We start from the raw sequence: 25,305 nt of genomic DNA, 5'->3' as shown, positions 1-25,305 counted from the left end.
CGATCCACCAACATGGCGGCGACATCGTTGTCTCGACAGCCCTGATCGGGCCAGGAATTGTCCCGGCGTGACATGGGCGCCCGGCGCCGCGCCGCCGCGGGCGCGCGGCTTGCCCGAATCGCGCGCGCCCAGCAAGATGCGGAACGTTTTGGGGAACGAGCCGAATTGAGTATGTCGCCGCCACGTCCGACCCGGCTCACGCCCTTGCATGTCGTTCCCGCGCTGCTGCTGGCCGCGCTGGCCCTGTCCGGGTGCAAGCGCAGCCCCGCCGAACTGCCCGGCGCCAGCGCCGAACCGGCCGCGGCCGTGCGCGAACTGGCGCATACGCTGCAGCGCAACGACCTGGCCGGCTATGCCCGCGCCGCGGTGCCGCCCGCGTACTATCAACGGCTGCAGCAGGCCTGGAGCGAGGACCGCAGCCGCTGGCCGCTGACCCAGCTGCCGCTGGCCGAACGCCTGCCCGAAGTGCTCGACACCCTGTCCGCGGCGGACGCCGAGCGCCAGCTGCAGCGGGCCTTCGACGCGCAGTTCGGCGGGCAGACCGCCAGCCTGCGCCAGGCCGCGCACTCGCTGGGCCTGTTCGGCGTGCAATACCTGCGCAACCAGGGCGACTACACCCCGCAGCAGCGTGGCCACTACGTGCAGCTGGTGCAGGCGCTGAGCGGTTGGGCCGAACACGCGCCGCTGGCCGAGCGCAAGCGCGCGCAGGCGGCGATCGCCCAGCTCAGCACCGCCGCGCGCCGCACCGGCCTGCGCAGCGACGCCGACCTGCACGGCCTGGGCATGGAGCAGAGCCTGCAACGGCTCGGGCCGTTCCTGGGCGAGCTGAAGACGGTGCTGGCCGGCTACGGCCTGGACCTGGACGCCAGCGCGCGCGAACTGCGCACCGGGCTGGTCAGCCAGCAGGGCGATCAGGCGGTGGTGCGCATCCAGTACCCGCTGGGCAGCGCGCAGATCGACACCACCGCGGTCCTGGTGCGCCGCCAGGGCCACTGGTACCTGCGCGAGACCCTGCACGAAGTGGACATGGTGCTGGCCGCCGCCGCGGCACCGCTCACCGCCCCGGCCGAGACCGCGACGGCGCCTGCCGCCGCCCCCGCACCGCCGGCTAAGCGATAATGACGCCGATGCCAGAACAAAACCCACTCCCCTTCCCCGACGACGCCGCGGCTGCGCGCGCCTCGGACCCGGCGCACGCGCCCGCCTCTGCGGCCAGCGGCGCTGCCACCGGCAGCGTGCCGCCGGCCGCCGGCGCTGCAGCGCTGCCGAGCCCGGCGCTCGCCGCGCGCACCGCCAAGCGGCCGCTGTGGGCGCGCCTGCTCGGGCGCGTGGCCGATCCGTGGCTGGGCCTGAACATCGAACCGGCCGAACCCGGCCAGTACGACGACGGCCGCCCGGTGGTCTACGTGCTGGAGGACTACGGCCTGTCCAACGCGCTGATCCTGGACAAGGCCTGCCGCGAGGCCGGCCTGCCGTCGCCGCTGGTGCCGCTGCCCGGCGACCCGCTGGGGCGCAAGCGCGCCTACCTGGCGCTGTCGCGGCGCAGCAGCAACAACGCGCTGATCCCCGAGCAGCGCGGCGCCAAGACCCACTCCGACTCGCTGGCCAAGCTGCTGCAGGCGCACCGCGAACGCCCGGACCTGGACATCCATCTGGTGCCGGTGTCGATCTTCGTCGGCCGCGCCCCGGACAAGCAGAGCGGCTGGTTCGCGGTGCTGTTCTCGGAAAACTGGGCGCTGGTCGGCAGCTTCCGCCGCCTGCTCGGCGTGCTGCTCAACGGCCGCAGCACCATCGTGCGCTTCGCCCCGCCGGTGTCGATGCGGCTGACCATCGAGGAAGGGCTGCCGCCGGAACGCACCGTACGCAAGCTGCAGCGCGTGCTGCGCACCCATTTCCGGCGCATCCGCGAGGCGGTGATCGGCCCGGACCTGTCCACCCGCCGGCTGCTGGTGGACCAGGTGCTGGCCGCCGAGCCGGTGCGCGAGGCCATCGCCGCGCAGGCCAAGCGCGACAACAGCAAGCCGGTGGACGCCTGGCGCAAGGCCCACGCCTACGCCTGGGAGATCGCCGCCGACTACTCCAGCCCGGTGGTGCGTTCGGCCAGCTTCCTGCTCAGCCACGTGTGGAACCGCATCTATGCCGGCGTGCTGGTGCACCACCTGGACAAGCTGAAGGAGGCCGCGCCCGGACACGAAGTGATCTACGTGCCCAGCCACCGCAGCCACATGGACTACCTGCTGCTGTCCTACCTGCTGTACGAACGCGGCATCGTGCCGCCGCACATCGTGGCCGGCATCAACCTCAACCTGCCGGTGGTCGGCACCCTGCTGCGCAAGGGCGGCGCGTTCTTCATCCGCCGCTCGATCAAGGGCAACGCGCTGTATTCGGCGGTGCTCAGCGAATACGTGGCGCAGCTGGTGGCCGGCGGCTACTCGATCGAATACTTCGTCGAGGGCGGCCGCTCGCGCACCGGCCGCCTGCTGCAGCCCAAGGGCGGCATGATCGCGATGACCCTGCGCGCGTTCCTGCGCCAGCCGCGCAAGCCGGTGCTGTTCCAGCCGATCTACGTCGGCTACGAGAAGCTGATGGAAGGCAACAGCTACCTCGACGAACTCAGCGGCCGGCCCAAGGAGAAGGAGTCGATCTGGGGCCTGCTGTGGAGCATCCCCAAGGTGCTCAAGCAGAACTACGGCCAGGTGGTGGTGAACTTCGGCGAGCCGATCGCGCTGAGCCAGGTGCTGGCGCAGCGCGCGCCGGACTGGGACGGCCAGCCGCTGGGCGAGGACGAGAAACCGAGCTGGTTGAACGGCACCGTCGATGCGCTGGCGCAGCAGATCCAGGTGCACGTCAACGCCGCCGCCGACGTCAATCCGGTCAACCTGCTGGCGCTGGCGCTGCTGTCCACGCCCAAGCACGCGATGGGCGAGGCCGACCTGATCGCGCAGATCGAACTGTGCAAGAAACTGCTGGCCGAACTGCCGTACTCGGACCGGGTCACCGTCACCCCGCATTCGCCCGAGCGCATCATCGCCCACGCCGAGGAGATCAACGTGCTGACCCGCACGCCGCATCCGCTCGGCGATGTGCTCAGCGTCAACGGCGACAACGCGGTGCTGCTGAGCTACTTCCGCAACAACGTGCTGCACCTGTTCACCGCCTCCTCGTGGGTGGCGTGCTGCTTCCAGAACAACCGGCGCATGAGCCGCTCCGGCCTGCTGCGGCTGGGCCGCACCGTGTACCCGTTCCTGCAGGCCGAACTGTTCCTGCCCTGGAGCGAGGACCAGTTCGCCGAACGCATCGAGCGCACCATCGAGGTATTCGTGCGCGAAGGCTTGCTGCTGCAGGTCAACGACGACGACGGCGGCGTGCTGGCGCGCAACACCGGACAGACCGACGAGGTGTTCCGCCTGCGCGCGATCGGGCATTCGCTGCAGCAGGCGTTCGAGCGCTACTACATCGCCATTTCGGTGCTGGTCAAGAACGGCCCCGGCAAGCTCGGCGCCGGCGAACTGGAAAGCCTGTGCCAACAGGCCGCGCAGCGCCTGAGCCTGCTGTACGCCCCGGCCGCGCCGGAATTCTTCGACAAGACCCTGTTCCGCGGCTTCATCCAGAAGTTGCGCGAATTGAAGCTGGTGTGGCCGGACGAGAACAGCAAGCTGATGTTCGACGAGCGCCTGGATGCGTGGGCGAAAGACGCCAAGTTCATTCTTGGCCGCGAGTTGCGCCACACCATCGAGCGGGTCAGCCCGGAAGCGGCGAAGCCGGAAGAGCCGGTGGCGCCGCAGGATTGAAACAGAGCTGTAGCGACTTCAGGCGCGACGAGCGTAGTCGGAAACCATGCGGCTTCGGCCCTCTGTCGGGGCTGAAGCCCATGCCTTTCAACGTCTTCGATGCCCCGCTTGGGGAACCGGCTGATTTCCTGCCGATCGTGTTGGAAACCGTATTGGAAGACGCAACACGGTATCGCGATTGCGCTGGCGCGTCGCAGCTGTAACCAATTGATTTTTATTGGGTCCGGCCAAAGACATTGCGCCGTCATGGGGCTGAAGTCCGTCCTACAAAAGCGCCCAGGGTGCCTCGGCCGCTCTCGTAAGCAACCCAGACTACGCCGACCACCCATACGCCACGCAGCAGCAATCTTTTCTGAGCCGCCACGCGCGCAACGCCGTTTTTCGCGCGAGTGAATGGGGCGCTAACGCACGAGCGCCTAGGCTGGCCGCGCGGCTGCGATCCGCGCACCCTTGCACCGCCGGCTGCTTCCCCGATGGCAAAACGGCATCCTCCCCTCCCCCAAGGACGCTCCCCATGTCGCTTTCCTCTTTCTGGTCGTCGCGGCTGCGCCCCGTCGCTCCCGCCGTGTTCCTGCTCGCCCTTGCCTTCGGCGCATCCGCCCAGAACGGCAAAGGCGTACTCAAGTACGCCGGCGTCAACCTGTCCGGTGCCGAATTCAATTCCGGCAAGAAGCCGGGCACGCTGTACAAGGACTACACCTATCCGGGCCCGGCGGACTACAGCTACTTCGCCGGCAAGGGCATGAACGTCGTGCGCCTGCCGTTCCTGTGGGAACGCCTGCAGCCCACCGCCAAGGGCGAGTTCGACCCGGCGCAGCTGGCGCAGATCAAGAAGGCGGTGGCACAGGCCAAGGTCAACCACCTGCACCTGATCCTGGACCCGCACAACTACGCCAAGTACAACGGCGCGCTGATCGGCAGCGACGGTGCGCCGGCCGACGTGTTCGCCGATCTGTGGCGGCGCCTGGCGAGCGAGTTCAAGGACGACGACACGGTGATCTTCGGCCTGATGAACGAGCCCAACGCCGTCTCCTCCACCGATTGGGCCGCGGCCGCGCAAGCGGCGATCAATGCCATCCGCAAGGCCGGGGCCAAGAACCTGGTGCTGGTCCCAGGCACCGCCTACACCGGCGCGCACAGCTGGCGCAGCACCTACTACGGCACCTCCAACGCGGTGGCGCTGCAGCCGCTGACGGATCCGGGCAACCGCATGGCCTTCGAAGCGCACCAGTACTTCGACAAGGACAACAGCGGCACCAAGGGCGAATGCGTCAGCGCCACCGCCGGCGCCGAGAAACTGGCCGGCTTCGTCAGCTGGCTGCGCGAGAACAAGAAGGTCGGCTTCATCGGCGAGTTCGCCACCGCCGATACCCCCGTCTGCAACCAGGCGCTGGAAGGCCTGCTCAGTTACATCGAGCAGAACAACGACGTGATCGTCGGCTGGACCTGGTGGGCGGCCGGCGCGTGGTGGAAGAACGACTATCCGTTCAACGTGCAACCGAACAAGGACGGCAGCGACAAGCCGCAGATGTCGATCCTGTCCAAGCACGCGCGCAAGGTGACCGGGAAGTAGGCGCGCAGGCGCCGCCGGGCGATCGCCCGGCGCGCCATTCCTGCAAGCGTGTTCGCGGTCGCGCAGAAAAGCCTTACCGCATCGCATACGCCGCCGCATGCATTGCGGCGGCGATGGCCGACAGAGAACCAGTGCGCGTTGGCAATGCCAAGCCACGCACAGATTCGCGCATGCACGCATGCCGAGCGTGTGGCGGAACCGGGAATGCATTACGGTGCAAGCAAGCACACCGTTTGTCATCAGCTCGGCCAGCCCGCGATCCGCCTGGTCGAGTCTCCCCCGCTGATGCAGAAGGAGGCTCCCCATGGTTCAAGCGTCGCCGCGCCTGCGTGCGCTGCGTCTGACGCTGTTGCTGATCCTGCTCGCGGTGCTGCCGCAGGGGCATGCGCAAGGCGTGCTCAAATTCGCCGGCGTCAATCTGTCCGGCGCGGAAATCAGCTCCAGTAAGAAGCCCGGCGTGCTCAACGTCGACTACTTCTATCCGCGCGATGCCGACTATGCCTATTTCGCCGGAAAGGGCATGAACATCGTGCGCCTGCCGGTGCTGTGGGAACGGCTGCAGCCTACCCCGCAGGGCCGGCTGGATGCGGCGCAGTTGGCGCTGATCAAGGCAGCCGCGAAACAGGCCAAGGCGCAGCGTATGCACCTGATCGTGGACATCCACAACTACGCCAGCTACTACGGCAACAAGATCGGCAGCGCGAGCGTGCCGATCAAGACCTTCAGCGATCTGTGGCAGCGCCTGGCGCTGGAGTTCAAGGACGACAACGCCGTGGTCTTCGGCCTGATGAACGAGCCGAACAACATCGCGCCCGGGTTGTGGGCCGCTGCCGCGCAGGCCGCGGTCGATGCGATCCGCGTCACCGGCGCGCGCAACCTGATCCTGGTGCCGGGCGCGCTGTGGAGCGGCGCGCACAGCTGGTATTCGACCGTGGCCGGCGAATCCAACGCCACCGCGCTGGCAGCGCTGTACGACCCGCTGCGGCGCAGCGCCATCGAAGTGCATCAGTATCTGGACGTCGATTCCAGCGGCACCAGCGCCACCTGCGTGAGCGGCAGCATCGGTGCCGAGCGCCTGGCCGGCTTCACCGACTGGTTGCGCACGACCGGACACATCGGCTTCCTCGGCGAGTTCGGCGCGGCCGACAATGCCGCATGCCGGCAGGCGCTGGACGGCATGCTCGGCTACATCGAGCAGCACCGCGCGGTGTGGCTGGGCTGGAGCTATTGGGCCGGAGGCGCCTGGTGGAACGCGGACTATCCATTCAACGTGCAACCCGGTGCGGACGGCCGCGACAAACCGCAGATGTCGATCCTGTCGGCCAGGGCGAAGCGCATCGCGCGCTGACACCGCGTTTCCTGCGAGAGAGAACATCGCAGCGCGGGCCGAACGAAGCCTGAGCGGCGGCCACGGCATGCGTCTTGTCGACGCTCCGGCGCCACCCGCGCGCACCGCTGGCATGCCGATTGCAACGGATGGGGACAGCCCGCGCCACACACCTGGTGCGCGGCGGCGCCCATTCGCTCTTCCCCCACGAAGAAGGCAATCCCATGCAACGCCATTCTCTCCTGCTTGCTTCCTCACGTTGGCTGCTGCGCGCAGCGCTGTGCCTGCTGCTGGCCACCGGTACGTCCACCGCTCTCGCCCAGGACGGCGTGCACTACGCCGGCCTCAACCTGGCCGGCGCAGAATTCAATTCGGCCAGGAAACCGGGCGTGGTCTTCAAGGACTACCTCTATCCCCGCGACAGCGACTATGCCTACGTCGCCGCGCAAGGCATGAACATCGTGCGCCTGCCGTTCCTGTGGGAACGCCTGCAGCCCACCGCCGACGGCGAATTGGACGCCACCCAGCTCGGCTATCTGCAGACCGCGGTGAGCCGCGCCAAAAGCCACAAGCTGCGCGTGATCCTGGACCTGCACAACTACGCCAAGTACGACGGCGTGCGGATCGGCAGCGACGGCACGCCCGCCAGCGTGCTGGCCGACCTGTGGCGGCGCCTGGCGATCGTCTTCGGCAACGACGACGCGGTGATCTTCGGGCTGATGAACGAGCCCAACGGCATTTCCTCCGGCGACTGGACCGCCGCCGCGCAACTGGCGATCGATGCGATCCGCGGCGCCGGCGCCTACAACCTGATCATGGTGCCGGGCACCGCGTATACCGGGGCGCACAGCTGGAACAGCACCTGGTACGGCGTGTCCAACGCGGCATCGCTGGTGTCGATCGAGGATCCCGTCGAAAACCTGGTGTTCGAAGTCCACCAGTACCTGGACCAGGACTACAGCGGCACCAGTGCCGACTGCGTCAGCGCCACGATCGGCTCGGAGAAACTGCAGGGCTTCACCCAGTGGCTGCGGGCCAACGGCTACAAGGGCTTCCTCGGCGAATTCGGCGCCAGCAGCAACGCCACCTGCATGGCTGCGCTCGACGACATGCTCGGCTACGTGCACGACAACGCCGACGTGTGGCTGGGCTGGACCGCGTGGGCCGCCGGCGCCTGGTGGAAGACCGATTACGCCTTCAACCTGCAACCGAACCAGGACGGCACCGACAAGCCGCAGATGAGCGTGCTGTCGGCGCGGGCGCGGGAGATCGTTCAGTAGCCGGGATTCGGGATTCGGGATGTCGGGATTGGTGGAGCGCGGGACGGCTGGGTTCGGCGGCGTCGAACGTCGGGCGGTTGCGATAGCAGGCGATTGAGTCCGTACCGCGATCCGGCGCAGACTGTCGTTCCTCTTCCGCACGGATCGACGTATGCGCCTGGGCCTGGCCGCCAACCGACTGCACCACCAGGGCAAGGACGCCGCCCTGTTCCGCTGGCTGCGCGCCTGCGAGGCCGGCATCCGCGAATTGCAGCTCGGGCTGCACGCGGTCGGCCGCACCCACGAGGCGATCGCGCGCGCCGGCTGGCTGCCGGGCTACGCGGAACTCAAGCGCTATCCGTTCGGCCGCGAAGGCGGGCTGATGAAACTGGTTGCCGAAGTGGTGGGCCTGGAAGGCGCCGAACGCACGCTCGACGGGGCGATCTACTTCATCGATCCGGTCGATCCGTCCTCGATCTTTCCCGAAGCGATCGCGCTCAAGCGCCAGTGCGTGATCCACGGCAAGCCCTTCATCTCCACCGTGGCCAGCGCCCGCGACTGGATCGAGATGGAGCGCGTGCACGCCGGGTTGGCCGCCGATGCCGGTGCCGACGACCTGCACGCGCTGGAGCGGCACACCCTGGCGCTGATCGCGCACGATGCAATGAAGCCGCAGATGCTGGCCTTCGCCAGCGAACATTTCGACCTGTTGTCGCGCTTCGCCGAGCGCGTGGCCACCGGCACCACCGGCCAGCGGCTCAACGAACTGGCCTGGAGCCGCGGTTGGCCGCAGGGCCAGGACTGGGTGCATCGCTACCAGAGCGGGCCGATGGGCGGCGATGCGCAGATCGCCGACCGCGTGCTGGAACGGCGCTGCCAACGCGCGATCTTCTTCGAGGATCCGCACGTGGCGCGCCAGCACGAGGCGGACATCCAGCTGCTGGAGCGCGCGGTGACCACGGTGACCGACAGCGCGGTGTGCATCACCTCGCCGCTGGTCGCCGCACGCTGGGCGCAGGCGGCGGCGAAGCGGGCCGCACCGCCGGCCTGAGCGGCGCGTGCGAGCGGTTTCTCCGCGCCATTGGCACCTTGTGGGAGCGACTTCAGTCGCGACGCGCGGTACCGGGAACGCCCGTCGCGACTTTGGCGCGACGACATCCGGAGTCGCTCCCACCATTGCCGTCTTCAAGTCGAAATGTTCCCGGCGGGATCCGGACGTCGCCGGGCTCCGGGTCGGGTGCCCGGCTCCAGGAAGAGATCGTCTGTGCCGCGCTGGGTTCTGCCGTTCGCAGTCACCTTTGCCAAGTGCTTTCTTTCCGTGCTGACCTGCGCACTTCTTCTTGCCCCCTCGCTTCGCTCTCGAGCACACGTGATGGCAGCAGGTTTGTGCAGACTGGATGACCCATCTGCATGCTCCGTTCCGTGACCCGCTAGGCCACCGCAGCCAGCAACGCCGGTCATAGCCGCGAAAAGATCCGCACGCGCGATCGCCACACTTCATCTGCCCCGCACACATCGCGTGACTGCGCTCACAGTCACTGCCATGTCACGCCTGTCGCCAACACTGCCGCCTGTCCAGATCCTGGGGGGATCCGATGTCGCGTTTCATCCTGCACCTGCTGTTGGTCGGTGCCGCAGTGCTGTGCTCCATCCCGTCCGCCGCCGCGCAGCAGCAGGCCGAACGCCTGCGCGTGCATGGCTCCAACAGCGTCGGTGCGCAGCTGATGCCGGCACTGGTCGAATCCTGGTTGCGCAGCATCGGCTATCGGCAGATCCAGCGCCGCCGCGTCGATGCGGCGACGCTGGAAATCTCCGCACTGCGCGACGAAGCACCGCTGGTGGTGGAGATCGGCAGCGCCGGTTCGGCCGCCGGCTTCGCCGATCTGGTCCGCGGTGACGCCGAGCTGGCGATGCTGGCGCGGGTCCCCGACGCGCGCGAACGCGAGGCCGCCTGGCAGCTTGGCGATCTGTCCTCGCCGGACCAGAACTTCGTCCTCGCCCTGGAAGGCGCGCGCGTCCTGGTCACCGCCGACAATCCGCTGGCCTCGCTCAGCGTCGCGCAATTGCGCGACATCCTCAGCGGGCGGCTGACGCGCTGGTCGCAACTCGGCGGCGCCGACCTGCCGATCGAGGTGCAGCGCAATGCGGAACGCAGCGGATTGGGCGACTTCCTGCGCGAACGCCTGCCGCTGCCGGCAACCGCGCGGGCCGCCTCGCAACAGATCCATCCCAGCCTGGTCGAAGCGGCGCAGGCCGTGGCTGGACACCCGGCGGCGCTGGCGATCGTCGCGCTGACCACGCCGCTGCCGGCCGGCACCCGCGCGCTCGCCATCGCCGACGGCGGCATCGCCGTGCTGCCCACGCCGGCCAGCGTCCGTGGCGAGGACTATCCGCTGGTGCAGCGCTACAGCCTGTACGGCGGGCAGATGATGTCGGCGCTCGGCCGCAGCCTGGCGCTGTACTCGGTCGGTGCGCAGGCGCAGCAGGTGGTGCGCCGGATCGGGCCGATCCCGATGACCATCGCGCCCGACCCGACCCGGTCGACCCACGCGGGTCCCGACACGCAGCAGACCGATGCCTACCTGCAGGCCGGCGCTGGCGCGCAGCGTCTGACCACCACCTTGCGTTTCAGCCTGCAGTCGCTGAACTCGATGTTCGAGGCGCGCAGCGCGCAGGACCTGGACCGGCTGGTCGCCTACCTGCATCAGCCGGCCATGCGCGGCCGTGCCTTGGGCGTCATCGGCTTCGCCACGCCCGACACGGCCAACCGCCTGTATCCGACCATCGCCAGCAACGACCGCGCCGACGTGGTCGCCGCCTATCTGTCCCAGCGCGGCATCGTGGTCAAACGCGCGCGTGGACTGGGCGCCGCCCGCCCCCTGGTCGGCGGCGAGGATGCGGCGGCCAAGGCGCGCAACGAGCGGGTCGAAATCTGGTTGCTGGATACCGGGCGCTGACGGACACGGCGCAAGCTGAGCGCGGCGCGAGCGCGTTCACTCGTGGCAGAACCCTCCGTTGGGCGCATGACGATTCTGCTCAAGCGGAGAACGGCATGAACGCCACCACGAGATCCTGTCGCGGCCGCTGCTGGCCATGTCGCTTTCGCTCGCGCTGGCCGTCGGCAATGCCCATGCGCAAGCGCCGGGTGGGGTGGCGTGGCACTGACCCAGTCGCAGGTAGAGCCCTGCTGAGCGAGCAGGGCGGCACCAAGCTGGACAGGCTGAAATTCGAAGACGGTCTCTGGAAGGCCGAAGCCGCCAGCGGCGACGGCAAGCGCGGCGATGTGCGCGTGGGTGCACACAGAGGTCGCATTTACGCGGAAGGGGTACCGTCGAAGCTGAGCGAGGCGGAGATACGGGTGGCGCTGACGGCAGCGGGGTTACTCGCTGGTCCACGACCTGAAGTACGACGACGGGTCGTGGGAAGCGCAGGCGCACAGTGCCACGGGCGATCGGCAGGAGGTTACGCGGATCCGTTGGACGGGAGCGTGGTGAGCGCGGAGTGGGACGGAGGAGTTGGTTGACTGAGGTGCTGTCTTTTTTCGGCCAATAAAAAATCCCCGTCCTTGTGGGACGGGGATTTGGGGTAAAGCCCCTGGCGATGACCTACTCTCGCATGGCTTGAGCCACACTACCATCGGCGCAGCTGCGTTTCACTTCCGAGTTCGGGATGGGATCGGGTGGTTCCACAGCGCTAATTTCACCAGGGAGACGGTTGGAGTGTCGCCGGGTTGCGTCTTCGGACAGCGCACGGGTGTGCGGTGTGGGAAGGACGGCACCTGGCGCCAGCCTCTCATAGGGTGTGACGTAGCGAACGTTTGGATAGCCATCGACGTGTGTCGTGCTAAGGGATGCCTGGAAGCACCTTGAGGTTATATGGTCAAGCCGCACGGATCATTAGTATCAGTTAGCTCAATGCATTGCTGCACTTACACACCTGACCTATCAACCACGTAGTCTACATGGTTCCTTAAGGGGGCTTGTGCCCCGGGAAGTCTCATCTTGAGGCGCGCTTCCCGCTTAGATGCTTTCAGCGGTTATCGCTTCCGAACATAGCTACCCGGCAATGCCACTGGCGTGACAACCGGAACACCAGAGGTTCGTCCACTCCGGTCCTCTCGTACTAGGAGCAGCCCCTCTCAAACTTCCAACGCCCATGGCAGATAGGGACCGAACTGTCTCACGACGTTCTGAACCCAGCTCGCGTACCACTTTAAATGGCGAACAGCCATACCCTTGGGACCGACTACAGCCCCAGGATGTGATGAGCCGACATCGAGGTGCCAAACACCGCCGTCGATATGAACTCTTGGGCGGTATCAGCCTGTTATCCCCGGAGTACCTTTTATCCGTTGAGCGATGGCCCTTCCATACAGAACCACCGGATCACTAAGACCTACTTTCGTACCTGCTTGATCCGTCGATCTTGCAGTCAAGCACGCTTATGCCTTTGCACACAGTGCGCGATGTCCGACCGCGCTGAGCGTACCTTCGTGCTCCTCCGTTACTCTTTAGGAGGAGACCGCCCCAGTCAAACTACCCACCATACACGGTCCCCGATCCGGATTACGGACCTAGGTTAGAACGTCAAGCACGACAGGGTGGTATTTCAAGGATGGCTCCCCTGCAGCTAGCGCCACAGTTTCATAGCCTCCCACCTATCCTACACAGACGAACTCAACGTTCAGTGTAAAGCTATAGTAAAGGTTCACGGGGTCTTTCCGTCTTGCCACGGGAACGCTGCATCTTCACAGCGATTTCAATTTCACTGAGTCTCGGGTGGAGACAGCGCCGCTGTCGTTACGCCATTCGTGCAGGTCGGAACTTACCCGACAAGGAATTTCGCTACCTTAGGACCGTTATAGTTACGGCCGCCGTTTACTGGGGCTTCGATCAAGAGCTTCGCCTTGCGGCTGACCCCATCAATTAACCTTCCAGCACCGGGCAGGCGTCACACCCTATACGTCCACTTTCGTGTTTGCAGAGTGCTGTGTTTTTGATAAACAGTCGCAGCGGCCTGGTTTCTGCGACCCTCTTCAGCTCTAGCTCGCATGAGCCACCAAAAAGGGTGCACCTTCTCCCGAAGTTACGGTGCCATGTTGCCTAGTTCCTTCACCCGAGTTCTCTCAAGCGCCTGAGAATTCTCATCCTACCCACCTGTGTCGGTTTACGGTACGGTCTGCGTAAGCTGAAGCTTAGGAGCTTTTCCTGGAAGCGTGGTATCAGTGACTTCGTCTAAAAGACTCGTCTCGGTGCTCGGTCTTAAAGGATCCCGGATTTGCCAAAGATCCAAACCTACCGCCTTTCCCCGGGACAACCAACGCCCGGTACACCTAACCTTCTCCGTCCCTCCATCGCACTTACGCGAGGTGCAGGAATATTAACCTGCTTCCCATCGACTACGGCTTTCGCCCTCGCCTTAGGGGCCGACTCACCCTGCGCCGATTAACGTTGCGCAAGGAAACCTTGGGCTTTCGGCGTGCGGGTTTTTCACCCGCATTATCGTTACTCATGTCAGCATTCGCACTTCCGATACCTCCAGCAGACTTCTCAATCCACCTTCAACGGCTTACGGAACGCTCCTCTACCGCGCATCGCTTATCGCGATGCACCCCAAGCTTCGGTTCACTGCTTAGCCCCGTTAAATCTTCCGCGCAGACCGACTCGACCAGTGAGCTATTACGCTTTCTTTAAAGGGTGGCTGCTTCTAAGCCAACCTCCTGGCTGTCTGTGCCTTTCCACATCGTTTTCCACTTAGCAGTGAATTTGGGACCTTAGCTGTGGGTCTGGGTTGTTTCCCTTTTCACGACGGACGTTAGCACCCGCCGTGTGTCTCCCGGATAGTACGTACTGGTATTCGGAGTTTGCAATGGTTTGGTAAGTCGCGATGACCCCCTAGCCATAACAGTGCTCTACCCCCAGCAGTATTCGTCCGAGGCGCTACCTAAATAGCTTTCGAGGAGAACCAGCTATCTCCGGGTTCGATTAGCTTTTCACTCCTAATCACACCTCATCCCCTACCTTTGCAACGGGAGTGGGTTCGGGCCTCCAGTCAGTGTTACCTGACCTTCACCCTGGGCATGACTAGATCACCCGGTTTCGGGTCTACTGCCCGCGACTATGCGCCCTTATCAGACTCGGTTTCCCTTCGCCTCCCCTATACGGTTAAGCTTGCCACGAACAGTAAGTCGCTGACCCATTATACAAAAGGTACGCAGTCACTCTTGCGAGCTCCTACTGCTTGTACGCACACGGTTTCAGGATCTATTTCACTCCCCTCTCCGGGGTTCTTTTCGCCTTTCCCTCACGGTACTGGTTCACTATCGGTCGGTCAGGAGTATTTAGCCTTGGAGGATGGTCCCCCCATATTCAGACAGGGTTTCACGTGCCCCGCCCTACTCGTCTTCACTGGAATGGCCCTTTTAAATACAGGGCTGTCACCTTCTATGGCCAACCTTTCCAGGTTGTTTTTCTAGAACCATACCAGCTTAAGGGCTAGTCCCCGTTCGCTCGTCACTACTTAGGGAATCTCGGTTGATTTCTTTTCCTCCGGTTACTTAGATATTTCAGTTCACCGGGTTCGCTTCCAGCAGCTATGTATTCACTGCAGGATACTGCCGAAGCAGTGGGTTTCCCCATTCGGACATTGCCGGATCAAAGCTTGTTGCCAGCTCCCCGACACTTTTCGCAGGCTGCCACGTCCTTCATCGCCTCTGACCGCCAAGGCATCCACCGTGTGCGCTTATTCGCTTGACCATATAACCTCAAGTTGCCTCGAGGTCATGCTGAGTCCGGGGGTACAACGCCCGGACGCGAACTATAACGACTCAATTTCTAGGGACTCGAAGTCCCCGCCTTAGCCACAACGACACGTCAAGATAGTTTGATCTCAAACGCTCGCTACGTCACAAATTTTAAAAGAACATACCCCAGCCTCAGTGCTGGCGCATCTTAAATTCTTAGTGTGCTCATACATTCAGAGTGGTGGGTCTGGGAGGACTCGAACCACCGACCTCACCCTTATCAGGGGTGCGCTCTAACCACCTGAGCTACAGACCCAAAGTCTTCAGTTCAGTGGTGGAGCCAGTCGGGATCGAACCGACGACCCCCTGCTTGCAAAGCAGGTGCTCTCCCAGCTGAGCTATGGCCCCGAAATCGGGGTGCCCCGCCCTGTGGCGGAACTCTCTGAATGCAGGTGACTTGTGAGGACGCCTGACAGGCGTAGCTGTCATGCTCAAAAGGAGGTGATCCAGCCGCACCTTCCGATACGGCTACCTTGTTACGACTTCACCCCAGTCATCGGCCACACCGTGGCAAGCGCCCTCCCGAAGGTTAAGCTACCTGCTTCTGGTGCAACAAACTCCCATGGTGTGACGGGCGGTGTGTACAAGGCCCGGGAACGTATTCACCGCAGCAATGCTGATCTGCGATTACTAGCGATTCCGACTTCATGGAGTCGAGTTGCAGACTCCAATCCGGACTGAGATCAGGTTTCTGGGATTGGCTTACTCTCGCGAGCTTGCAGCCCTCTGTCCTGACCATTGTAGTACGTGTGTAGCCCTGGTCGTAAGGGCCATGATGACTTGACGTCATCCCCACCTTCCTCCGGTTTGTCACCGGCGGTCTCCTTAGAGTTCCCACCATGACGTGCTGGCAACTAAGGACAAGGGTTGCGCTCGTTGCGGGACTTAACCCAACATCTCACGACACGAGCTGACGACAGCCATGCAGCACCTGTCTCACGGTTCCCGAAGGCACCAATCCATCTCTGGAAAGTTCCGTGGATGTCAAGACCAGGTAAGGTTCTTCGCGTTGCATCGAATTAAACCACATACTCCACCGCTTGTGCGGGCCCCCGTCAATTCCTTTGAGTTTCAGTCTTGCGACCGTACTCCCCAGGCGGCGAACTTAACGCGTTAGCTTCGATACTGCGTGCCAAGTTGCACCCAACATCCAGTTCGCATCGTTTAGGGCGTGGACTACCAGGGTATCTAATCCTGTTTGCTCCCCACGCTTTCGTGCCTCAGTGTCAGTGTTGGTCCAGATGGCCGCCTTCGCCACAGATGTTCCTCCCGATCTCTACGCATTTCACTGCTACACCGGGAATTCCGCCATCCTCTACCACACTCTAGTTGCCCAGTATCCACTGCAATTCCCAGGTTGAGCCCAGGGCTTTCACAACGGACTTAAACAACCACCTACGCACGCTTTACGCCCAGTAATTCCGAGTAACGCTTGCACCCTTCGTATTACCGCGGCTGCTGGCACGAAGTTAGCCGGTGCTTATTCTTTGGGTACCGTCAGAACAATCGGGTATTAACCGACTGCTTTTCTTTCCCAACAAAAGGGCTTTACAACCCGAAGGCCTTCTTCACCCACGCGGCATGGCTGGATCAGGCTTGCGCCCATTGTCCAATATTCCCCACTGCTGCCTCCCGTAGGAGTCTGGACCGTGTCTCAGTTCCAGTGTGGCTGATCATCCTCTCAGACCAGCTACGGATCGTCGCCTTGGTGGGCCTTTACCCCGCCAACTAGCTAATCCGACATCGGCTCATCTATCCGCGCGAAGCCCGAAGGTCCTCCGCTTTCACCCTAAGGTCGTATGCGGTATTAGCGTAAGTTTCCCTACGTTATCCCCCACGAAAAGGTAGATTCCGATGTATTCCTCACCCGTCCGCCACTCGCCACCCATGGTATTGCTACCACTGTGCTGCCGTTCGACTTGCATGTGTTAGGCCTGCCGCCAGCGTTCACTCTGAGCCAGGATCAAACTCTTCACTTAAAATTACAGACCCGAAGGTCAATACTTTGATATGCAGAGTTCAAACCAAGCTTACGTATCGCTTGCTTAGCAATTGATTTGTTGCTCTTGATTCGAACGTCTGCAAGATGGACATACTTCCACCTGCAGGCGCCCTCACAAGTTACCTGCGCACACTGTCAAAGAACATTGGGGCCGGCCTCAGCGCCTTTCCCGTTTCGCTTGCGACGTTTCCGTCGTAGCGAGCCGCCCATTATAGCGGGCTTTTTCTTGCCGTCAACACCTCGTTTCGAGGTGGTTGACGCCGGCTCCGCTCAAGCCCGAAGGCTTTCTGCCGAACCGAGCCGCCCATCATAGCGGCTTTTTTGTTGCCGTCAATACCCTGATTTATCAGGAGGTTGACGCCGCTTCTTGATGAGGACCCGGAGGTCTTTTTGTCGAAGCGAGCTGGCCATATTAGCCGTTTTTTTCACGCCGTCAACACCCGATGTTCGCTAGGTATTTCCGGCCCCGTTCTGCTGCTGTCGCGCCGAAGAGCGGCAACTGCGTAGCGGGCCGCGCAGTCTACCGGGCCAGAAAAAAACGTCAACCGCTTTCTTGCGCTTGGCCTGCATGAAGCATCGGCAGGCGCGCCCCGGCAGCGTTCCCATCAGTAGAACGCGCGTGCGCGCCACCCGCGCGGGGACGTGACGGCCGCACACCGCTGCTGCCGTTGGCGGCCGCTTCGTCGAGAATGCGGGTTCACCCCCTGCAGGACCGCGCAATGCCCTCCACTGCCGGACGCTCCCTGTGGCGCGACGCCTCGCTGCCGGCGCTGGTCGCCGGCTTCGTCACTGTCCTGGTCGGCTTCGCCAGTTCGGCGGTGATCGTGTTCCAGGCGGCGCGCACGCTGGGCGCCTCGCAGGCGGAGATCGCCTCATGGATGTGGGCGCTGGGGCTGGGCATGGGCGTCACCTGCATCGGCCTGTCGCTGCGCTACCGGATGCCGGTGGTGACGGCCTGGTCCACGCCCGGTGCGGCGATGCTGATCAGCAGCGGCGGCGGCTTGCCGCTGTCCGATGCGATCGGCGCGTTCGTGGTGGCGGCGCTGCTCGGCACCGCAGCCGGATTCTCCGGCATCTTCGAGCGGATGATCCGGCGCATCCCGGTGTCGCTGGCGTCGGCGATGCTGGCCGGGGTGCTGCTGCGCTTCGGCCTGGACGTGTTCGTGGCGATGCAGAGCCGGCTGGGCATGGTGCTGGCGATGTTCGCGGTCTATCTGCTGGGACGCCGCGCGTTCCCGCGCTATGCGGTGATCGCGACGCTGGCGGTGGGCATCGCGATCGCCGCCGGCAGCGGCACGCTGCATCTGGAGACCGCGCAGCTGAGCCTGGCGCGGCCGGTGTTGGTGTGGCCGACGCTGTCGTGGCAGGCGCTGTTCGGCATCGCGCTGCCGTTGTTCGTGGTGACGATGGCCTCGCAGAACCTGCCCGGGGTGGCGGTGATCCGCGCGTCCGGCTATGCCGTGCCGATCTCGCCGACGCTCGGCTGGATCGGCGTGGTCAATACGCTGCTGGCGCCGTTCGGCGCCTATGGCCTGAACCTGGCGGCGATCACCGCGGCGATCTGCATGGGCCGCGAGGCGCAGGAGGATCCGCAGCGGCGCTACATGGCCGCGGTGTTCGCCGGCCTGTTCTATCTGCTGATCGGCCTGTTCGGCGCGACCGTGGCCGCGCTGTTCGCCGCGTTCCCGAAGGAGCTGGTGATGGCGATCGCCGGCATCGCGCTGTTCGGCACCATCGGCAACAGCCTGGCGATGGCGCTGAAGGACGAGGGCGAGCGCGAGCCGGCGCTGATCACCTTCCTGGTCACCGCCTCGGGCCTGTCGCTGTTCGGCATCGGTGCCGCGTTCTGGGGCCTGCTGGCCGGCGCGGCGACGTCGCTGCTGTGGCGGCGCACGCGCTGAGCGTGCGCCGCCACGGGTTTCCTCAGCGCGGGTCGCGCAGCTGCAGCAGCCAGTGGGTGGAGACGCCGGACGGGCTGGGCAAGGGTTCGAAATCGAACTGGCGATGCACCGGCGCGGCGGCTTCGATGCGCAGCGGCAAGGTCACGTAGGCGGCGCGGCCCTGGCGCAGCAAGGTGGCGATGCGCTGGATTTCGGCGGGCGCGGCGTCGCTGGCGTACAGCTGGTCCAGTTCGCAGCCGATCAGCTCGGCGATCTCGCGCTGGTACAGCACCGCGAAGGCGTCGTTGACGAACGCCAGCCGGCTGGGGCGGCCGTCGCTGCCGCGTTCGATGATCGCCACCGGTTCGCGCAGCCGCGACAACGAGGCTTCCAGCAGCGCGAAATCGTGCTGGAAGCGCTTGCGCTCCATCAGCTCGATCAGCACCCGCAGGCTGCGCGCCGATTCCAGGCTCAGCGGCGACCAGGGCCGCGCGCGGCCGCGCACGGTTTCCTGCCACAGGTCGAAGCTCTTGCGCGGCGACAGGCGCGAGTTGGGGATGTCCTGCAGCTTGGACAGCTGCGGGTTGCCGGCCCAGTTGACCGTGCGCACCTGCTCGCGCCGGGTCCACAGCAGCGCGCTGCGCGCCTGCGGCATCAGCGGCACGAAGATGAAGCCGGCGGCCAGCGGCGCCAGGTCGGCCAGTTCCGGGAAGGTCGCGCCGATCTGGTCGGTATGCAAGGCGCCGACCGCGTCGTGGCGCAGCGCTTCGTGATGGCTGGACTCGATCTGTTCGCGGATCCGCGCCAGGTCGGCGGCCGCCGGCACCATGCCGTGGCGGGTGACGTGGTCGCCGTGGAACACCGCCACGCCGTCGGCATCGACCACGTCGAGCAGGTCCGAGGCCATGTCGTCGAGCATGTCGCCGGTCAGCGTCTCGGCTTCGTTGAAGTTGGTGATCAGCTTCTCGCGCACGGTCAGCAGCACCGTTTCCACGCGCGCGCGCGACACCGCGGTCAGCGCGCCGATGCGCCCGGCCAGGGCGCGGCTGACCGCGTCGGTGACGTCGCGCATCTCGTGGTTGCAGAAGTACGGGCGGTAGTGGTGGCAGGCGATCAGCCCCCACAGCGCGTCGTTGACCACGATCGAGGCCACCAGGGTCGCGGTGACGCCCATGTTGGCCAGGTATTCCAGGTGCACCGGGGAGACGCTGCGCAGGCTGACGTCGCTCAGGTCCACCGGCGCGCGCAGTCGCGGATGCAGGGTCGGCTCGATCGGCGAGGGAACATAGCCGACGTCGGCGATCTGGCGCACGCGGTTGCGCAGGTACAGCGTGCGCGCCTGCACCGGGATGTCGCTGGCCGGATAGTGCAGGCCCAGATAGGACTCCAGCTCGGGCGTACGCGCCTCGGCCACGACGTCGCCGTTCCACTCGTCGTCGAAGCGGTAGATCATCACCCGGTCGTAGCCGATCAGCGTGCGCAGGCTCTTGGCCGCGCGCTGGCAGGCTTCGTCGATGCTGTTGTCGGTCTCGAGCCGGCGCAGCAACGGCAAGGCCTCGCGCAAGGTGGCGTCGGCCAGCGGCGCATCGCGCGGCTCCAGTTCCAGCAGCCACTGCTCCGGGTACAGATGCCAGGCGCCGACCCAGCGCTGGCGCGGAGCCGTGGCGCGGCGCGGGAAACCGACGTCGACGTACGCGAGCTGGGTGCGTTCGGAGGCGTCCGCCGACAGGCGCGGTTCCTGCAGCGTCAGCAGCGCGTCGTAGCGCTGTCCGAGCAGCTCCGCCAGCGGCACGCCGAGCAGGTCGGCGGCGCTGGTGCTGGCCTGCACGATGCGGCCATCGCCGGGGTCGATCACCAGCAGCGCGCCGTGCGGCTGGATCGATCCGGGAATATGGATCGGCTCGCGCGCGCAGGCGTCCATGTCCAGGGGCACGGCGGTCTCGCTCATGCGACTGTCTCCAGGGCAAAGTGGGTGTGGAAGTGCGCGAACATCGCGCGTGCGCCGTCGACGGCGGCCTGCCGCGATTGCGGCGTCGGCAGGGCCTGCTCCAGGCGTTGCTGGAAACGCCGCCAACTGGCCGGATCGGCATCGCCGAGCTCGAAGTAGGCCAGTGCCGGGGCGACGCCAGGCAGCGTCTGCCGCAGCTGCCGGGCGATCACCCGCCCGCCCAGGCGCGAGCCCTCGACCACGTAGAGCATGCCCCAGCGGCTGCCGTTCGCATGCGCCACCGGCAGCGGCGCCGGTGCCGGCAGCGGCGACGTCGCCCGCAGCGCGGCCAGATCCTGTTCCAGCAGCGGACTGCGCGGCTGGTAGCGCCAGTGGACATCGCCGCTGGCGTGCAGCCAGGCCGCTTCGCGCTGCTCCCAGCCGGCCAGCACCGCGTGATGGCGGCGCAGCACCTGGACGTAATCGCCCACCGACAGGCGCTCGCGCATCAGCGCGCGCATCGCCGGCAATTGTTCGACGGCCAGATGCTGTTGCACGGTGGCTTCGCGCAACAGGCGCGAGGCGGTGAGGGGCACGGCGGAACCGTCGGGGGGCGACATCATGAAGGGCGTGCGGTCTACAGCAGCCGGACCGGCCGCGACAGCGGAGAGGTCGCACAGCGTAGCATCGTGGATGCACAGCGCCCGGCGCGGCGGCGGCCGCGCAGCACGCCGCGCCGGCTCAAAGCTGAGCAATTCATCCGCCGCCCGCGGCACCACGCCGCCCATGCGGCAACGGTCCGCCGCAACGTGGTCAGGCGTGCTACGCGGTGGCGCTGTCGGGCAGGCGCGCGCGGCGCCAGGCCACGACCCAGCCGGCAGCCAGCAACAGCGCGGCCAGCAGCCACGGCGCGCCGGGCAGATGCGCCGGTGCGTGCTTGCCGATGAACAGCGCGAACACCCAGGTGTACAGCAGCGGCCCGACGATGCCGGCCAGGCTGACCAGGCTCATCAGCGCGCCCTGCACGCGGCCTTGCGCATCGGCGCCGACGTGGCGGGTGACGATGGCCTGTGCGGACGGCGAGGCCACCGCCCACAGCGCGCTGACCGGCACCCCGAGCAGGAACATCGCGCCGCTGCCGGCGACGCTGTAGATGGCGAAGCCGGCCACACCGCAGCCCAGCCCGAACAGCAGCGCGCCGCGTTCGCCGAGCCGGCGCACCACGCGCGCGACCAGCAAGGCGTTGACCACGATGCTGCACACCCCGACCAGGGCCAGCACCCAGCTGACCTGCTTCGGTCCCCACTGGTACTGGTACTCGGCGAACAGCACGAAGATGCTCGGATAGACGTAGTGGGCCAGGTTGGCCAGGAAGATCACCGCGGCCAGGGCGAACACCTGCGGGTAGCTGCGCAGCAGCCGCAGCGCGCCGAACGGATTGGCGTGCTTCCAGTCCAGGCGCGGGGTGCGCCGCTCCGGCGCCAGCGATTCGGGCAGCACCCATAAACCGTAGAGGACGTTGAGCAGCGCCAGCGCCGCGGCGAACCAGAACGGCGCGCGCAGGTGGTAGCTGCCGAGCCAGCCGCCGAGCAGCGGCCCGATCACGAAGCCGAGCCCGAACGCGGCGCCGATCATGCCGTAGGCCTGGGCGCGCCTGTCCGGCGTGGTGATGTCGGCGATGTAGGCGTTGGCGGTGGTGAAGCTGGCCGAGAACACGCCCGACACCACCCGCGCCAGCAGCAGCAACGGCAGGCTCTGCGCCAGCGCCATCACCACGAAGTCCACGCCCAGGCCCAGGCACGAGGCCAGGATCACCGGGCGCCGGCCGTAGCGGTCGGACAGCGCGCCCTGCAGCGGCGAGCTGACGAACTGCAGCGCGGCGAACAGGAAGCCGAACCAGCCGACCCACTTGGCGGCCGCGGCGAAATCGCCGCCGGTGAAGCCGCGCACCAGACCGGGCAGCACCGGGATGATGACGCCGAAGGCCAGCACGTCGATCAGCAGGGTGATGAAGATGAACACCAGCGCGGCGCGACGGGTGCGCGCGGCAGGGGGCGAGGAATGCACGGCATGGTCTCCCGATGGAGGCGGCAGTGTAATCGGCAGGCGTGGGGTTTCGGGGTGGGGTTGAGCTCGCGGCGGCGGTCGTGGAAATGGCTGCGGTGGCGACCGGGAAACGGCCGCTGGTCCGGCGCCAGAACCGTGGATCGGGGCCGATGGCGCAAGGCCAGAGCGCGCCGGATCGGTATCCGCCATTGATGGCGTCTGCCCCGCAAGGCATCCGTGCGGAGGGGGCACTCGCCGCGGGAAGATGGGGTCCCGACGCTTTGCCGGCAGGGCGCGTCGGGACTGGAGTCCCTCCCACGGGGGCTCGCGTCGGCCTGATGCCTGGTCGAGAAAACCTTGGGGCCGATGGCCTGAGGCCACCGGCGCCCCTGCCTGTAAGGGCCGAACGGTCGCTGCAGCCCGCCGCCGTCAGAGCGGCGCGACGGCGATGGTCTGCTGCAGCACGTGCTGCGCGCCGGCGGCCAGTTCGATCACCTCGGGGCCGGCGTTGGCCGCTTCCAGGCACACGAACTGGCGCCAGTGGGCGCCGACGTCGACCATCTTCTGCGCGCCGGCTTCGCCCGGATTCCAGGCCACCAGGGTGCGGCTGCCGACGGTGGCGATCTCGATGCGACGCTGCAGGCCCGGGTCGAGCAGCGTGTAGCGCCCGCCGGCGCCGGTGTAGATGCGGTCGCTGCGGCCGGGATCGCGCGGGTCCTGCAGGCTCCAGTCGCCGTGCTGGCGATGCGGCGTGGCGTAGCCTTCGAACTTGTCCAGGTAGTCGAGTCCGTCCAGGCCCTGCACGCGCACCTGGGTGGCGTCGGCGACGTGGAAGTAGTTGTGCAGCGCCTGGGTGAAGCGCGCCGGTTCGCGGCCGACGTTGTCGGTGATCAGGCGCTGCTCCAGGGTCGCGCCGATGCGCAGCTGCATGCGCAGGCGCAGCGGCAGGTCGTCGAAGTCCGGCGGCGCCAGGGTCAGCAGCATGCTGCCGTCCGCCTCGCGGCGCGCGTCCTGCAGCTGCCACGGCACGGTGCGCACGAAGCCGTGCGCCGGCACGTCGGCGCTCTGGTCCTGGCGGCCGAAGTACGGCCAGCACACCGGGGTGCCGCCGCGGATCGGGGTGGGCGTGGGCTGCGCGCTCGGCGACAGCCACATCACCTCGCTGCCGCCCTTGGGCACGAACGACAGCAACTGGCCGCCGAACAGGCTGATCGCGGCGGTGGAGTGCGGGGTCTCCACCAGCAGTGAGGGATAGCCGTGGAAATCGCCTGTGCTCAGGCCGGGGATCTCGGACATGGGGGTGATGCTCCGTGGCGCGGGGGATTGGACGAAGGCCGGGTAGCGCGCCGGCACGCGGAACGCGGTGGCGGGCTTGCCGCCGAACGGCGTGGCGGGTACGGGTGCCGGTACAGGCGCGGGCGGCGTGGCGGGTGCAGCGGCGGGTGCGCCGGACGCCTCGCGGCGCAGCGCATCGAGGATGCGCTGCCCGGCGCGGCCGTCGGCCGGCTGCAGGCCCAGGCGCAGCTGCTCGGCCTGGATCGCGCGGCGGCTGGCGCTGCCGATCATGCCGTCGGCCTGGCCGATGTCGTGGCCGCGCGCCAGCAGCAGGGTCTGCAGTTCGCGCCGCTCCGGACGGCCCAGGCCGGGATCGTCGGTGGGCCAGGCGGTGACCAGGCCGGGCTTGCCGCGCAGCTGGTCGGACAGCAGCGCGATCGCCAGCGCATAGCTTTCGGCGGCGTTGTAGGCGTAGATCGCGTCGTAGTTGCGGAACACCAGGAACGCCGGGCCTTGCGTGCCGGCCGGGATCAGCACCGCGGCCGGGGTCTGCGGCGCCAGCGCGGGCAGCTCGAGCGCGCCGCCGTCGGTCGCGGTGAGGCCGCGCGCGCGCCAGTCGGACAGCGGCCGGCGCTGGGTACGCCCGGCCAGGGCCGGGTCGAAACCGGCCGGCAGTTTCACTTCCATGCCCCACGGCTGCCCGCTCTGCCAGCCGGCCAGCTTCAGGTAGTTGGCGGTGGAGGCCAGCGCATCGGGAATGCTGGCGACCAGGTCGCGGCGGCCGTCGCCATCGCCGTCCACGGCGACGCGGGCATAGGTGCTGGGCATGAACTGGGTGTGGCCGAAGGCGCCGGCCCAGGAGCCGCTCAGGCCGTCGGGCTGCAGGTCGCCGGCCTGCAGCAGTTTCAGCAGCTCGAACAGTTCGCCGCGGAAGAACGGCTGGCGGCGGCCGTTGCACGACAGGGTCAGCAGCGACACCAGCAATGGGCGCTTGCCGGAGACGCGGCCGTAGTCGCTCTCCACGCCCCACACCGCGACCACCGTTTCCGCGTCCACACCGTAGTGCTGCGCCACCCGGGCCAGCAACGCGCGGTGGGTGACCAGCATCGCGCGGCCGTCGGCGACGCGCTGGGTGTCCACCAGCCCGGCCAGGTAGTCCCAGATCGGCGTGGTGAACTCCGGCTGCGCGTCGAGCAGCGGCAGCACGCTCATGTCCGGCTGCACGCCGGCGGTGAAGCGGTCGAACGCGGTGGCGGCCACGCCGCTCTTGGCGGCGGCGGTGCGCAGCGTGGACAGGCAACCGACGAAGGCGGGGTCCGGCGCCACGGGCGGCGCGGGCAGGGTCTGCGCGGCGGCGCAGGGCGCGGCCAGCAGCAGGGCCCAGGCGAAACGCATCATCGAATTTCCTCGCCGACAGCAGGCT

General features: G+C 66.4%; 12 protein-coding genes, 2 tRNA genes and 3 rRNA genes. 8 read left to right on the top strand and 9 right to left on the bottom strand.

Annotated elements, in window-relative coordinates; genetic code table 11:
• Positions 1 to 171: 171 nt before the first annotated feature.
• The 7 genes from NRY95_00915 (at position 172) to NRY95_00885 (ending at position 10,907) form a co-directional block, all read left to right on the top strand.
• The gene (locus tag NRY95_00915) at positions 172 to 1,119 is read left to right on the top strand and encodes a hypothetical protein (GenBank protein UYC16576.1); all 948 of its coding nucleotides are present in this window, start codon (positions 172 to 174) and stop codon (positions 1,117 to 1,119) included.
• Entirely contained in the window at positions 1,119 to 3,791 is a 2,673-nt protein-coding gene (gene plsB / locus NRY95_00910) for a glycerol-3-phosphate 1-O-acyltransferase PlsB (protein ID UYC16575.1), read from the top strand. The genes NRY95_00915 and plsB overlap by 1 nt, the downstream gene beginning before the upstream one ends.
• Before the next feature lie 514 nt (positions 3,792 to 4,305).
• Positions 4,306 to 5,364: a glycoside hydrolase family 5 protein gene (locus tag NRY95_00905; protein UYC16574.1), complete on the top strand. Its 1,059-nt coding sequence runs from the start codon at positions 4,306 to 4,308 to the stop codon at positions 5,362 to 5,364.
• 358 nt (positions 5,365 to 5,722) lie between these two features.
• Positions 5,723 to 6,712 (top strand): glycoside hydrolase family 5 protein, encoded by a 990-nt coding sequence (locus NRY95_00900; protein ID UYC18458.1) that lies wholly within the window; start codon positions 5,723 to 5,725, stop codon positions 6,710 to 6,712.
• A gap of 203 nt (positions 6,713 to 6,915) precedes the next feature.
• Positions 6,916 to 7,971, top strand: a complete 1,056-nt coding sequence (locus tag NRY95_00895) for a glycoside hydrolase family 5 protein (protein UYC16573.1) — start codon at positions 6,916 to 6,918, stop codon at positions 7,969 to 7,971.
• A 151-nt stretch (positions 7,972 to 8,122) separates the two neighbouring features.
• Complete coding sequence (locus tag NRY95_00890; GenBank protein ID UYC16572.1) at positions 8,123 to 9,001, top strand: methylglyoxal synthase; 879 nt, start codon at positions 8,123 to 8,125, stop codon at positions 8,999 to 9,001.
• 544 nt (positions 9,002 to 9,545) lie between these two features.
• The gene (locus tag NRY95_00885; GenBank protein UYC16571.1) at positions 9,546 to 10,907 is read left to right on the top strand and encodes a substrate-binding domain-containing protein; all 1,362 of its coding nucleotides are present in this window, start codon (positions 9,546 to 9,548) and stop codon (positions 10,905 to 10,907) included.
• A gap of 635 nt (positions 10,908 to 11,542) precedes the next feature.
• On the opposite strand, the gene rrf is transcribed toward NRY95_00885, so the two are convergent.
• The 5 genes from rrf to NRY95_00860 all read right to left on the bottom strand — a co-directional run bounded on the left by rrf (position 11,543) and on the right by NRY95_00860 (position 16,731).
• Positions 11,543 to 11,657, bottom strand: a 5S ribosomal RNA gene (gene rrf, locus NRY95_00880).
• A gap of 168 nt (positions 11,658 to 11,825) precedes the next feature.
• Positions 11,826 to 14,705 (bottom strand): 23S ribosomal RNA (locus tag NRY95_00875).
• Between the two features lie 226 nt (positions 14,706 to 14,931).
• A tRNA-Ile gene (locus NRY95_00870) sits at positions 14,932 to 15,008 on the bottom strand.
• 16 nt (positions 15,009 to 15,024) lie between these two features.
• A tRNA-Ala gene (locus NRY95_00865) sits at positions 15,025 to 15,100 on the bottom strand.
• 86 nt (positions 15,101 to 15,186) lie between these two features.
• Positions 15,187 to 16,731, bottom strand: a 16S ribosomal RNA gene (locus tag NRY95_00860).
• Together the 16S, 23S and 5S rRNA genes with 2 tRNA genes alongside form the textbook arrangement of a ribosomal RNA operon.
• A 742-nt stretch (positions 16,732 to 17,473) precedes the next feature.
• Between NRY95_00860 and NRY95_00855 the strand changes: the two genes are divergently transcribed.
• Complete coding sequence (locus NRY95_00855) at positions 17,474 to 18,655, top strand: benzoate/H(+) symporter BenE family transporter (protein UYC16570.1); 1,182 nt, start codon at positions 17,474 to 17,476, stop codon at positions 18,653 to 18,655.
• Positions 18,656 to 18,677: 22 nt separating this feature from the next.
• Here NRY95_00855 and NRY95_00850 read toward each other — a convergent pair whose 3' ends face one another.
• The 4 genes from NRY95_00850 to NRY95_00835 form a co-directional block, all read right to left on the bottom strand.
• A complete protein-coding gene (locus NRY95_00850; GenBank protein ID UYC16569.1) occupies positions 18,678 to 20,582 on the bottom strand; it encodes a GAF domain-containing protein in 1,905 nt (634 codons plus the stop codon).
• On the bottom strand, positions 20,579 to 21,184 hold the full coding sequence (locus NRY95_00845) for a biliverdin-producing heme oxygenase (GenBank protein UYC16568.1): 606 nt from the start codon (positions 21,182 to 21,184) through the stop codon (positions 20,579 to 20,581). The genes NRY95_00850 and NRY95_00845 overlap by 4 nt, the downstream gene beginning before the upstream one ends.
• A 199-nt stretch (positions 21,185 to 21,383) precedes the next feature.
• Positions 21,384 to 22,628, bottom strand: a complete 1,245-nt coding sequence (locus NRY95_00840) for a TCR/Tet family MFS transporter (protein UYC16567.1) — start codon at positions 22,626 to 22,628, stop codon at positions 21,384 to 21,386.
• 408 nt (positions 22,629 to 23,036) lie between these two features.
• On the bottom strand, positions 23,037 to 25,277 hold the full coding sequence (locus NRY95_00835; GenBank protein UYC16566.1) for a lytic murein transglycosylase: 2,241 nt from the start codon (positions 25,275 to 25,277) through the stop codon (positions 23,037 to 23,039).
• Positions 25,278 to 25,305: the final 28 nt, after the last annotated feature.

The organism is Xanthomonas campestris pv. phormiicola (assembly GCA_025666215.1).
In the GTDB taxonomy this organism is placed as follows: Bacteria; Pseudomonadota; Gammaproteobacteria; order Xanthomonadales; family Xanthomonadaceae; genus Xanthomonas_A; species Xanthomonas_A campestris_A.
The sequence above is the reverse complement of the archived record's forward strand: the minus strand, read 5'-3'. Positions and strand labels throughout refer to the sequence as shown.